Origin of the sequence: Microcoleus sp. D3_18_C2, assembly GCF_036702395.1 — a bacterium.
Lineage (GTDB): Bacteria > Cyanobacteriota > Cyanobacteriia > Cyanobacteriales > Microcoleaceae > Microcoleus.
In genome coordinates this window covers 282,075-295,849 of the sequence record NZ_JAUBTG010000003.1, presented here as the reverse complement: position 1 = coordinate 295,849, position 13,775 = coordinate 282,075, and the positions used below count along the sequence as shown (strand labels likewise).

The following is a 13,775-nucleotide window of genomic DNA, read 5'->3' as shown; positions in this document are numbered from 1 at the left end:
CGCCCGTCCAAAAAGGACGGGCGGGACGCCCATCCCACTTTCAAGAGTGGAAGTTATTTAATTCTCATTCCTAAGCTTTTAACTGCGGTGGCGGGAGCGAGGACTTGATGCCCCTGAGCTGACAATTCCTCAAGTTAAAGCGCTGTGTCACGCTTTGGGCAAGAATCTTAACGAATTGCCCGACAACTTAGGCCCGCCGCAGCGCTCTAGCAGTGATGATGTTGGGGGTGCAGCGCAGGAAAATAAGTCGGGAGACTAAGATTCGCGGTCAAGAACTATAACTTTCGGGGGCGCACGAAGCACCTGATCCCTATTGGTGGGTGAGGCGCGCCGATTAACTATTGTCAGCAATAGATAAATCTTGAACCGCGCCTCACCCACCCTACAATTGACTGATGACTAATAACTAATGACTAATGACTAATTAAGCAATTTTCACTTGTTGCAACTGAGAATTTAGCAATAGCTTCCTAGCCTCACCAGCCGAGAGGGCAGGGCTGAAATAATGACCCTGAATTTCTTGACAGTGGAGTTCGCGCAAACACTCCAACTGCTCTTTAGTTTCTACTCCTTCAGCTACCACGCTCAAGTTCAAATCTCGCCCCAGGGTCGCTACAGCCTTGGCGATCGCCCGTTCGCAGGGATCGGTCGTCAATCCGCTGACAAACGACCTGTCTATTTTTAAGATATTCAAGGGAAACTTTTTGAGATAATTTAGAGAACAATAACCCGTGCCGAAATCGTCCAGCGCAATTTGCACTCCCATATTCTGCAACTCCCTGAGAACTTTTGTGGTATAATCCACATCTTGCATGGCTGTAGTTTCGGTAATTTCTAACTCTAAATATTTGGGTGCTAAACCAGTTTTTTCCAAGCAGTTCGCTACCATTTCTAATAAATTAAATTGCTGGAACTGCCGAGCCGAAACGTTGACTGCTACCCGCAAATCTGGCTGCAAAGCATCCTGCCAAGCTTTATTTTGAGTGCAGGCTGTTTGCAGCACCCATTCCCCAATAGGTACAATGAGTCCGTTCTCTTCGGCGATGGGAATAAATGTAGCGGGAGTAACTAAACCTAATTGTGGATGTTGCCAGCGCAGCAGAGCTTCCATGCCCTGAATTTGCCAAGTAGTAATGTTGACTTTTGGCTGATAGAAAACCTCAAATTCTCCTTGTTCTAAAGCCTCGTGCAGTCTGTGTTCTATAGTTAGTAAATGGCTGCAGTGGGGATTAAGTGTTGAAGTATATAACTGATAGTTATTTCTTCCCATTTCTTTAGCGTAGTACAAGGCAGCATCGGCATTTTTGACTAAAGTTTCGGCCTCTTCACCATCATCGGGATAAAGGGCAATGCCGATGCTGCTGCTAACATGAAACGGTTGTCCTTCTAGTTTAAATGGTGGCTTTAAATTGTTGAGTATTCTTTGAGCTGTTTTAACGGCATCTTCTAAGCAATTGATGTCGGGAAGCAGTATGGTAAATTCGTCGCCTCCCCAGCGGGCTACCGTGTCAGTCGATCGCAAAGTGTCGCTGATGCGTCCGGCAAAACCTTCTAACAGGCGATCGCCCGCAGCGTGACCTAGTGTATCATTAATCTTTTTGAACCTGTCCAAGTCTAAAAACATCACAGCAAGCATTTTTTTTGTTTGTTTAGCTTGTTTTAAGGACGCCAGCAGCCTCTCGTTAAACAGTATCCGGTTCGGTAAACCGGTGAGTTGGTCATAAACAGCTTGATAGCGAATAATTTCTTCAGCTTGCTTGCGCTGAGTAATGTCCATCATCGTGCCGATCGCCCTGACTGCTTGGCCACTTTCATTGCGGATGATATAGCCGCGATCGAGCACAAAAACATATCCCCCGTCTGCACGGTGAAAACTGTATTCTTCCGACCAACATTGAGCGTCTGAGTTCATTGTTTGGTTGAAGCTAAACATCACTCTTTCCCGTTCTTCGGGATGAATATTTAACCACCAAGATTCTAATTCTATCGTCTGAGTTTGGTTGAGTTTGTATCCAAAAACTTTTTCAAATTCTTCGCTCAACCAATACTCATTTTTTAACAAATCAAAGTCCCATACTGCATCATTTGTCGCCCGCGTCAGCAGGTGAAAGCGTTCTTCGCTTTTGCGTAGTTTTTCTTCGGATTGCACCCGTTCCGTTACATCCCGAAAGCTGAATACTCGACCAGTAATTTTGCCTCCCGTGCGCTGAGGCAACGAGTAGCGCTCGAAGATTCTGCCATCTGTTAACTCAATGATATCGTAACTTTCTTCGGTAGGGCGATCGGACAATTCTTTAGCACGGTTGAGAAATATTTCCGGATATTTTAACTGGTTGATTCCAAAGGCCAAAATTTGGTTGTTATCTCTCGAATCCAGCAGGAAATCCGGCAACTGCCACATTTCGGCAAACTTGCGGTTAAAGGTGAGCACTGTGCCTCCACTGTCAACCGCCAGAATACCGTCAGCAGTAGATTCAATGGTTGCTTGAAGCAAGGAAAGAGATGTTTCTCGTTCTAACTCTGCTAATTTGCGATCGCTGATGTCAAATGCTGTGATTAATATTGAGGCTTTTTTTTCAAATTTTATAATATCTACAGTTGCTTCAATCCAGCGCATTTCTCCAGTTTTCGTGACTATTACTAATTCATATTTAGAGCCTGCTGTTGAGCGCGCATGACTGGATTTACCCCATTTTTTAACTATTTCTATAAAATCTAGATGAATTAAGTCGTATAAATCCAATGCTAGTAATTCTTCGCGAGTATATCCTGTCAGAGCTTCTGTCTCAGCATTGACATAGCGGAACTGTCTGCGGTGATAGATAAATGCAACAGCATTAACAGTTTCTATCAGTTGGCGAAACTTTTTTTCACTGCGTCGCAAATTTCTTTCAACCTGCTTGCTTTCGGTAATATTTTGTGCTATGTATAACTTACCGCTGACCTTGCCTTGACTGTCGCAAATAATTGAAATAGAAAGCAGTACAATTATTTTTTTTCGCTGTTTAGAAAGGTAGACTTTTTCCACGTTGTGGACAGAACCTTCGGCTGTTAAACTTCCTAAATCTAACACCGGGGCTGGTGATTCACTTTTCTTAAAAAGTCCGGCTATTGGTTTGCCTAACAACTCTTTTTTAGAGTATCCCAAAAGTTGACAGGTAGCTTGGTTTAACGATAGGATATGACCGCCTGGAGTCGTCGCGATTATCGAGACGTTCATTTCCTCACAAATATCGAGAGCATATTCGGCAGTTTGCTGCAAATCTTGGGTCATCTGGGCAATAGTATGCCAGATATCCTGTTCTTTTTTTGGATATAACACTTTTTCTCCTTTTGGTAGCTTGTCATTCTCTGTTTCAGACTTCGGCTTGATTAACCTCATCGTCTTGGATAAGCTATTTACTGTCTTCTCCCGGATCAATAATGAAATTACTAAACAAAGACAAACCAGAAAATAACCGATGATTTTTAACCTAACATTAGGTTCTTCTTTATTGGTATTTTGAGAGTTAATCTGATTGTAATTTGGTAATATTCGTGGTTCAATTTGGGATAAATGATTCAAAAATAATGCGGCGCTTCCAGAGGTAAGGGGACGAGATGCCGATCGCAAATAGCTATGTTTTTGAGACAGCACCAAAACCCTTTCTACAGGGTGAGTGCCAGATTCACCCCATACACTTATCGGTAATATTTTTGCACTCATGCTAGATTCCACACCAAAAATAGCAACCGCGAAATATCCCCAAATTAATTGAAAAATTATTTTCATTTGCTCTATTTCCTAAGATAAAATACTTTTTTAGTAACCAAAAATTGTAAAAATCTTAGCAGAAGTTTCTCTGCCATAGGAAAACCCAGCCACCATTAATTCATGTGGATTTGTAAATTAAATTTTAGCCAGGTAATAACTTAGCTTTATAACTAATTACAATTTTAATCTTAATTTAAAATGTGTCATCAGCCATTGTGCCACAAATTATCCGCCATTCTGCCTAGACACCGGGTGGAAGCGCGCTAAAATTAGATAATTCCCGCAAGGAGGCGATCGGGATTTGTTAGAAAAATAAACAATTAGCTTAAAATCTATGCAGAGGTCCACTAATTGAACCCATGAGTCAGACCATCCCAGAACTCCAAAAAGAAGTCCGCGCGCTAGAAGCAGAACTTACCGCCCTGCAAGAGTCGCGGGAAAAACTTGGCGTAGAGCGCTCAGAGTGCCGAGTGGCAGTCAGTTTTCCCAAAAATAATACTCCTGAAGCCATTGCCGAGTTCCACCAGCAAACTGCTGCTTTTGGGGAGCAGTGGTTGCAGCAAATCCAGGAAATTGACCGAGAGACTAAAAATATTGAAAAGCAACTGCAACAAAAACAGGCTTTACTCAATTACAAGCAAGGTGAACTAGAAAAGTTGGTGGCCGGAGAGCACTGGCAAGAACTAGAAAACAAAGTTCAAACCGGGGAAAAGCGCTTGCAAACACAAGCTCGCAGAATCAATCAAGCAGCAGCGCAGCTACAGGCAGAAATCCAAGCTTTGAAAGCACTGTACGACCAACTCAATCCGAGTTATTCCGAGTGGTTTCAACAACCAACTCAAATAGTCAAATTTTCAGCCACAACTATTCCTTACGCTGTTCCCAGCAGCAGCGGGTTGATATTGGAGAATAAGGAGATTGAGTGGGAAAAGAAGTAGTTTTGGATTGTAAATTTAAAAGGTAAATTAGTGATTTGAATGTCGCCGTCGAACCATCTAATAAGGAATGAGAATTAAATAACTTCCACAAGTTTGTGGGATGGGCTCTTATAGCCCGTCATGAGTGGACGGGCGGGACGCCCATCCCACAATAACAATTAAAATTGTAAGTTATTTAATTCGCGATCCTAAGCAATACAGATTCGACGGCAACATCGCAAGGCTTTTTCCTGCAGTTTTATATAAAAAATATAAAACTGCCTCTGGCGCAGCTAATTTTAAGATTTTTGAGTTTCTTTTTTGGAAACAGGTTTATTTTTAACTCTGGTGTGAACCTAAAATCTAAAATATAACTGTTATGAACGCATCAACCGGGTTTTACGAAAAGACTTTGTGGCTGCCCTCGCTTCCGCTAAAAAACCCGGTTTATGGGAGTGAGGAGTGCGTAAGCTCTGTCTAAAATTTCAAATAGACTTACTAATGAAACAATTGATTTGGATAGCGCTATTTATTGTGGTTGCGGTGACGGCTGCGGGTTGGGGTTCTGACTCGTGGCAGCGGTTGTCGGCTGTACCCGAAGTTGGGATCGATCGCAATATCCACACTTCCCAAAAACCGTCTCCCTTACCGCTTCCTGCTGAAAAAAATAGTTTTTTTCAGCCCCAAATTGACCCGTCTCGGTTGTGGAAACACGTCGATAGTTTAGCAGGAGAACGCGATGGAGAACGAGATCGCTCTTTTACTAGAGACTACATTTCCCAACAACTAAAAACATTAGGATTTTCCGCAGAGTTGCAGCCGTTCGATCGCGGAATCAATGTCTTCGCTGAGAGAAAAGGCACTGACTCAAACGCCGGTGCAATTTTAGTAGCAGCACACTACGATACTGTACCAAACTCCCCCGGCGCTGACGACAATGCGACGGGAGTTGCAGTAGTTTTAGAAGTAGCAAGATTGCTGGGTTCTCGCCCCACGCCTCGGACATTGCAAGTAGCATTTTTCGACAGGGAAGAACTCGGACTTTTAGGCAGTTTAGCATTTACAGGTAGCGACGCGCGGTTAAAAAATTTGCAGGGAGCGATCGTCCTAGATATGGTAGGTTATGCCTGCCGCACGCCCGGATGCCAGCAATATCCCGAAGGATTGACAGCGCAACCTTTTCTAGAAGCATCGGGGGTAAAATCTCCCGACAAAGGCGAGTTTATCGCTGTGATTGGGGATGCCGAACATCCGCTGCTATTGAAAAGTTTTGCGGAGTCGGGAAAAGCCGATTTACCGCCGGTGGTGGCGCTGCCGGTTCCCCTGAAAGGGTTGCTGACTCCCGATGTTTTGCGGAGCGACCACGCGCCTTTCTGGTATAAAGGAATTGGTGCTGTGTTGGTGACGGATACTGCAAATTTGCGATCGCCCCACTATCACCAATCTAGCGATACATTAGCAACTATCGATCGACCTTTTTTCGCAGGTTCTGCTCAAATTGTTGTCAATGCCACGGCTAAATTATTGGAAATTCGGTAATTGGTAATCGGTAATTGGTAATCGGTAATCTACTCGTTACCAGGCTCGGCCTGGTAACGCATATCTGGAGGCTCTGCCTCCAATTTTCCCACGCCAAGCAAGCGAGGCAGAGCCTCTGGGCATCGGTTCCTAGGCTCTGCCTAGGAACCAGCTAAATAACAAATAACAAATAACAAACCACCAATAACAAATAACCAATAACAAATAACAAATGACTAACAAAGAAAGCCTGCAACGGCATTTACTGCAACTAGACAATCGAGGCTACAAAGCCTACAAAGACATTCAAGGTAACTACGACTTTTCTGAATTCACATTAATTATTGATTACGTGCAGGGAGATCCGTTTGCTTCTCCCAGTAAATTTAGAGTCATAGTTCCCCCCAACATTGCTCAAATTCCCCGCAAACTTTTCAACTCTCGCAGTCGAGAAATAGCCTTGCGAGATTACCTAACTCGCCAGTTTGACAAAGCAGCACACAGCATCAGCAGCAAACGCGGCACTGGCAAAAGCGGTTTGATTGCAGTGACTCGCTTCGGACAAGAAGTTTTAGAGCGAACTTCCGCATTTATTACCCCCCCAACCCCCCCTTACCAAGGGGGGGAGAAAATATCTATATCCCCCCCTTACCAAGGGGGGGAATTAGGGGGGGTAGAACTGCGATTTGCCGTCGGACTTCCAGCGGGCGGGCGCAGTATTTTAGGGCGACAAGCTGCTGAAATGCTGTGCGAAGATATTCCGCAAATTGTCAGTCAATCTCTGAATTATGCTAAGTTAAATGCTGCTGAATGTCGCCGTCACGTTGAAACTGTAGAAGATGCTGACTGGCTGCGGGAACAGTTAGCTGAAAAAGGATTAGTTGCGTTTGTGGCTGACGGTTCTATTTTACCCCGCCGCAGTGGAGTTGACAACAGCCCTTTGTTAAATAATGCTGTGGCTTTTCAGTCGCCGCCGTCGTTAAAAGTTGAGTTTAATTGTCCGAATCGCGGTTGGATTTCCGGTATGGGGATTCCGGCTGGCATTACTTTGATTGTTGGGGGCGGCTATCACGGGAAATCGACTTTACTCAGGGCGATAGAGTTGGGAGTTTACAACCGAATTCCGGGAGATGGCAGGGAATTTGTGGTGACTAATCCGGCGGCGGTTAAAATTAGGGCGGAAGATGGCAGAAGTGTTGCGGGAGTAAATATTTCGCCTTTTATTAACCACTTGCCGCAAGGTAGAGATACTGCACAATTTTCTACTGAAAATGCGAGCGGTAGCACGTCGCAAGCTGCTAATATTATTGAGGCTTTGGAAGTGGGGAGAATGCCTGTTTTATTGGTGGATGAGGATACGGCGGCGACGAATTTCATGATTCGCGATCGCAGAATGCAGGAACTCATCGCTAAGGATAAGGAACCGATTACACCGTTTATTGATAAAGTAAGACAATTGTATGCAGATTATGGCGTATCGACTATTTTAGTCATGGGGGGAAGCGGCGATTATTTTGATGTGGCAGATACTGTGATTGCACTGGATAATTTTCAAGCGTATAATGTGACGAAAAAAGCTAAAGAGATTGCTAAAAATTACTCGATTAGCCGCGCTGCTGAAGGGGGAGAAAATTTTGGTAAGCTTACTCAAAGAGTGCCGATTCCTGCTAGTTTAGATCCGAGTCGGGGACGGCGAGATGTGCGGGTGAAGGTGCGGGATGTTGATGAATTGGCTTTCGGAAATGAGGAGATTGATTTGGGTGCTGTTGAGCAAATTGTGGACACCGGACAGTTAAGGGCGATCGCTGCGGCAATGGTTTATGCTAAGCAGCAATACATGGACGGGAAACGCACTTTGTCGGAAATCATAGATTTGGTGATGGCAGATATTGACGCGCAGGGGATGGATATTTTATCGCCTTTTCCTGAAGGGGATTTTGCCATGTTTCGACGGTTTGAATTGGCGGCGGCAATTAATCGGCTTCGTAGTTTGTCGGTTGTTGCTAAATAGACTTGCTTAATATAAGTGTATTGTTGTCCTACTTTTGATATGCTGACAAAAGTGAGTGCAAAAACCGCGATTGAAGTATGACAGGCAATATAGGACAACTGACTGCTTTAAGCGATCGACCGTATTTAGTATTAAGCAATCAAGGCGAGGTTTTACAGTTAGAGTTAAAACAGCAGCAGCACGTATTGGGGCGCGATCGCACTCGTGCTGATTTAGTCATTCCCGAAGCTTGGCGGGCAGTTTCCGGCGTTCACGCTGTTTTGCGCCAAATTGGGGATAATTACTGGATTTACGACGGTGACGGCCTGCGACCGAGCACTAATGGCTTATTTGTCGATCGCACTCGCATCACTCCCAATGACGGTTATTGTCTGAAAAACGGTACAGAAATTAAAATCGGTCTCGATCCTCAAAATCAAGTTTTGCTGAGTTATTTTAATCCGCTGGCGAATCAGGTGGCTGTCCCCAGCAAGCAGTCAATTCTTCTTAAGAATCGGTCGGTTTTGTTGGGCCGCGATCCCAACGCTTCGCTGCAATTAGATGCGCCGCTTGTTTCTAGACGCCACGCCACAATTGACCAAGACAGTCGCGGCAATTATATTTTGCGAGACCACAGCGTTAACGGGGTTTTTGTTAACGGTCAGCGAGTGACAAATTCTGTACAGTTGTCCGAGGGAGATGCAATTCGGATCGGCCCGTTTACTCTAACTTACCGCAGCGGTGAGTTGCAGATGCAAGACTCCGGCCATCAAATTCGTTTGGATGCTGACAGTCTGGTGATTCCGAAGCGTTTGGATAACATCACTTTGGCGATCGAACCGGGGCAGTTTGTGGCTTTAGTCGGCGGTAGCGGCGCTGGCAAATCTACTTTAATGCGGACGCTTTTAGGCATCGAAAAAACTACTAACGGCGCTGTGTTTCTCAATGGCGACAACCTGCGCCAAAACTTCAATATTTACCGCAATCAAATCGGTTACGTGCCTCAAGATGATATTGTACACGCAGATTTGACAGTAGAAGAAGTCTTGAGTTATGCAGCTAAATTGCGCTTACCTCCCGATACAGATGTCAAGCAGGTAGTCGCAAAAACTTTAGAAGATATTGAAATGACTCACCGTCGCAAGGCTTTGGTAAAACAGCTTAGCGGCGGACAGCGGAAGCGCGTCAGCATCGGAGTTGAACTGTTAGCAGACCCGAAACTTTTCTTTTTAGACGAACCGACTTCAGGACTCGATCCGGGTTTGGATAAGAAGATGATGCAACTGCTGCGAAAGTTGGCAAATCAAGGTCGGACGGTGATTCTGGTGACTCACGCGACGGCAAATATCACGATGTGCGATCGGATTGTTTTTATGGGTCGCGGCGGACGCCTTTGTTACTTCGGCCCGCCTAGGGAAGCCCTCGATTTTTTCGATGTCAAAACGGGCGATTTTGCAGACATTTACAACGAATTAGAAACAGGAGAAACCAACGTTCAAAGCTGGGCAGAAAAGTTTAATAAATCTCCCTACTATCAGCGCTATATAGTCAACCACTTCAGCAGAAACCAGGCTAATGCAAAAATACCTTCTGCACCTTCTGTACCAAAATCTCAATCTTTTGTAAGACAACTCGTTTTGCTTGCCCAGCGCTATTTTCAACTCGTTTCCCGCGACTTAGTTAACTTAAGTTTAGCTCTTTTAACGGCTCCGATCGGCATTAGTTTGCTGCGGCTAGCCGTCAGAGATAAAGACCCATTAATTGGCGCACCGGAGGCAACTTTAGCACCTTTAGCGCTCAGAGTTTTATTTGTATTTACCTGCGCGGCGATTTGGGTAGGACTTGCCACTTCTCTGCAAGAAATTGTAAAAGAATCTGCTATTTATCTGCGCGAACGTTTGGTCAATTTAGGATTGTTTGCTTATTTAGGGTCAAAAATTTTTATACTTTCTGGTTTGGCAGTATTGCAAACACTGTTAATGGTAGGAGTTATTCTGATTGCTTTTAAATCCCCCGAACCGAGTTTTATTTCCTGGTCTGTGGGAGCAAGTATTACCACATTCCTAACTTTGATGAGCTGCATAAGTCTCGGATTAGTTGTCTCGGCGATTGTTAAAAATGGCTCTCAAGCTAACAGCGCTTTGCCTCTATTATTGCTGCCTCAGATTATTTTTTCTGGAGTTTTGTTTAAGATGGAAGGTGCTGCGAGCACATTTTCTTGGCTGATGTTAAGCCGCTGGTCTGTCGGTGCTTATGGCTCTTTAGTTAATGTGAATGGCATGGTTCCCGCGCCTACTACATTACCCGATGGGAGTACGCTTCCTCAGCCGTTTGATCCTACTCCTGTTTACGATCCAACCTGGGAGAATTTGGCTTTAAACTGGGGTATTTTGTGCGTGCATATTTTTGTTTATTTGATGTTGACTCTGTGGTTGCAGAAGCGGAAGGATATTTTATAATTAAAATTACGCCTTTTTAACTCACAGTTCATTATCAAGTCAGATCATGGGAGAGATAAATGTTAGTTAAAACCAACGCAGTAGTAGAAATTGCTGCATCGCCTGAAGTAGTCTTTGATTTTGTTACGTCCCTGTCAAATCTGCCCAAAGTCTTTCGCGGATATGGCCCAATTCCAGCAATTATTAAAGCTGAGATGGCAGATGGTGGAGAGATGCGTGAAGGCGGCGTGCGGCGGATAGAAAATTCCGACTCTTCGGTGATTGATGAAGAAATCATTACTTTCAAAAAGCCCGAAAGACAAACCTACCGACTGGTTAGAGGGTTTAAGTTTCCGCTTTCTCTACTCATTGAGTCTGGTGGCGGAGATTGGAATTTCACTGCTACAGAAAAGGGAACTCGGATTGATTGGGAGTTTTATTTTATGCTGACTTCTCCGGTATTCTATCCGGTTGGGTTGTTGCTAGTTCAGGTTTTTATGCAAAAAGCTATGCAGCAGTGTTTAGATAATATTCAAGAATATTTGGCTAACCCAAGCGAATAGATTGTATGAATTATTGGCTAATGAAGTCGGAACCAGATGTTTATAGTATTGGGGATTTGAAGCACGATCGCACTTCCATTTGGGATGGCGTTCGCAACTATCAAGCGCGCAATTTTATGCGAGAAATGAGTCGGGGAGACTTAGTATTTTTTTACCATTCTAATACTAAATTTCCGGGTATTGTCGGGTTAGTGCGCGTCGTGGAAACAGGGATTACTGATCCGAGTCAGTTCGATATGAATAGCGAATATTATGATCCTAAATCGCAGTTTGATGCTCCTCGCTGGCAAACTGTGAGAGTTGAGTTTGTTGAGGAATTTGCTAATTTAATATCTTTGGATGAACTGAAACAAAAGTTTAGCACTGATGAGATTCTGCTGGTGAGGAAAGGCAATCGGTTATCGGTGATGCCGGTATCTGAAAGTGCGGCACAGAAGATTTTGAAGATGAAGTAGGAGAAAAGAGGAAAATAGATCCGGATGTCGATCCGTAGAGTGAGAATAGGAGATTTAAACTGATTATATTATTTGGAGTTTTCGATGATTAGCGATCGCCTGTCCCACCTGCAATCTGAAGTGAAAGGTTATTACGATCAACTCGCTGGCAAGGAAACAGCGAAACGGTTGGCTGAAGACGCGGAAAAGGTACGGATTCAGCAGGGAATTGATAAACTGAAAAAAGAACTCGGTAGCGTTGAACGAGACTATTGGCAGCGCTGGCGGGCGGAAATTGCCGGATTGACGATTCCCGAAGGAGATGCGGAAATAGTTGCGAGTCAATTGGTGGGGGAAGTGGAGTTTCTGGAGATTGAACCTGCGGTTCAGAGGAATGCTGAATTGATGACGGTGTTACAGGAAATCAAAGCCGCATTGAGTAAGCCGGGAATTCCGGCGGCGGGAAAACTCAAAGCAGCGATTCCGTTGTTGCCGGGAGTAATTTCCTATGAGATGGAGTTGGATACGGAAGGATTGTTGCGACGGGTATTTCCCACGTTTTGTAACTTTGCAGACAAACTAAAAAAGTAACGCCCCCCCCAAAGAACCCGAACTTGGGGGGGAACCCGCAAAGGCTTTGGCTATTTGCAGGGGCGATGGGGTTATTGAGTCTCGGTGGTGGCGGTATAGGTTGGCATTTTCTACAACCTCAGTTATCACCTCTATGTCTGATACAACAGTGCAAACAAAAAACCCAAACTGTAACGGTTCTGTTAGCGGAGTTTGATGGGGTGGATGCGGAAAAATATCGCGTCACAGAAACGATTTTACAGAACTTGCAGGATGCAACTAAAAATTACCCAACCGTGAAAATTCTGCCCCTCAAACAAGCGATTAGTCAGCAGGAAGGCAAAGATAAAGCGCGGGAATTGGGCAAGAATAAAAATGCGGATATTGTGATTTGGGGTTGGTATGGCAAGACGCAGCAGAAAGCAGCAGTCAGCGTGAATTTTGAGATTCTTTCAGCAGCAAAGGATTATCTCGATGTAGGTAAGCAAGTGCAGGGAAAACCTCGCTACATGACGGTGGCTGCGCTAGAAAGTTTTGAGATACAAGTCAATTTAGCGGAGGAACTGAAATATTTAACGTTGGTGACATTGGGGGTGTCTGCTTATGCAGCGGATGATTGGGATAATGCTATTAAGCAACTAACGGTAGCACTTTCAGTGGCTAAACCAAATAAAGAAGCTGCACTTGACCCAGCGACTATTTATTTCTATCGCGGCCATACTTACGACAATCAAAAGGAATACGATCGCGCCATTGCCGATTACAATCAAGCCCTCCTACTCAATCCTAAATATGCAGAAGCCTTCAACAATCGCGGCAGTGCTTACGGCAAGAAAGGGGAATACGATCGCGCCATTGCCGATTCCACTCAAGCCCTTCTACTCAATCCTAAATATGCAGAAGCCTTCAACAATCGCGGCAATGCTTACAGCAATAAAAGGGAGTACGATCGCGCCATTGCCGATTACAATCAAGCCCTAAAACTCAATCCTAAATATGCAGCACCCTTCTACAACCGCGGCCTTACTTACGGCAAGAAAGGGGAATACGATCGCGCCATTGCCGATTACAATCAAGCCCTAAAACTCAATCCTAAAGATGCAGAAGCCTTGAACAATCGCGGCATTGTTTACAACGATAAAAAGGAATACGATCGCGCCATTGCCGATTACAATCAAGCCCTAAAACTCAATCCTAAATATGTAGACGCCTTCAACAATCGCGGCACTGCTTACAACGATAAAAAGGAATACGATCGCGCCATTGAGGATTTCAATCAAGCCCTTCTACTCAATCCTAAATATGCAACAGCCTTCTACAATCGCGGCAATGCTTACAACGATAAAAAGGAATACGATCGCGCCATTGCCGATTACAATCAAACCCTAAAAATCAATCCTAAATATGCAGATGCCTTCTACAATCGCGGCATTGCTTACACCGATAAAAAGGAATACGATCGCGCCATTGCCGATTTCACTCAAGCCCTTATACTCAATCCTAAAAATGCAACAGCCTTCTACAATCGCGGCATTGCTTACACCGATAAAAAGGAATACGATCGCGCCATTGCCGATTTCACTCAAGCCCT

At 44.5% G+C, this 13,775-nt stretch carries 9 protein-coding genes; 8 read left to right on the top strand and 1 reads right to left on the bottom strand.

Annotated elements, in window-relative coordinates:
* Positions 1-424: 424 nt before the first annotated feature.
* Positions 425-3,772, bottom strand: coding sequence for an EAL domain-containing protein (locus QUA88_RS03955; RefSeq protein ID WP_333270358.1), 3,348 nt, complete (start codon positions 3,770-3,772; stop codon positions 425-427).
* A 341-nt stretch (positions 3,773-4,113) separates the two neighbouring features.
* Between QUA88_RS03955 and QUA88_RS03950 the strand changes: the two genes are divergently transcribed.
* The 8 genes from QUA88_RS03950 to QUA88_RS03915 form a co-directional block, all read left to right on the top strand.
* The gene (locus QUA88_RS03950) at positions 4,114-4,692 is read left to right on the top strand and encodes a hypothetical protein (RefSeq protein ID WP_333051476.1); all 579 of its coding nucleotides are present in this window, start codon (positions 4,114-4,116) and stop codon (positions 4,690-4,692) included.
* A gap of 480 nt (positions 4,693-5,172) precedes the next feature.
* Positions 5,173-6,210, top strand: a complete 1,038-nt coding sequence (locus QUA88_RS03945; RefSeq protein WP_333270355.1) for a M28 family peptidase — start codon at positions 5,173-5,175, stop codon at positions 6,208-6,210.
* Positions 6,211-6,421: 211 nt separating this feature from the next.
* The gene (locus QUA88_RS03940; protein WP_333270353.1) at positions 6,422-8,200 is read left to right on the top strand and encodes an ABC-ATPase domain-containing protein; all 1,779 of its coding nucleotides are present in this window, start codon (positions 6,422-6,424) and stop codon (positions 8,198-8,200) included.
* Between the two features lie 77 nt (positions 8,201-8,277).
* Entirely contained in the window at positions 8,278-10,638 is a 2,361-nt protein-coding gene (locus QUA88_RS03935; protein ID WP_333270350.1) for an FHA domain-containing protein, read from the top strand.
* Between the two features lie 59 nt (positions 10,639-10,697).
* The gene (locus QUA88_RS03930; protein ID WP_333270347.1) at positions 10,698-11,180 is read left to right on the top strand and encodes an SRPBCC family protein; all 483 of its coding nucleotides are present in this window, start codon (positions 10,698-10,700) and stop codon (positions 11,178-11,180) included.
* Between the two features lie 5 nt (positions 11,181-11,185).
* A complete protein-coding gene (locus tag QUA88_RS03925; protein ID WP_333270344.1) occupies positions 11,186-11,635 on the top strand; it encodes an EVE domain-containing protein in 450 nt (149 codons plus the stop codon).
* 84 nt (positions 11,636-11,719) lie between these two features.
* A complete protein-coding gene (locus QUA88_RS03920; RefSeq protein ID WP_333270341.1) occupies positions 11,720-12,205 on the top strand; it encodes a hypothetical protein in 486 nt (161 codons plus the stop codon).
* Between the two features lie 65 nt (positions 12,206-12,270).
* Positions 12,271-13,775 (top strand): tetratricopeptide repeat protein (locus QUA88_RS03915; protein WP_333270338.1); only part of this gene is annotated, 1,505 nt, incomplete at its 3' end.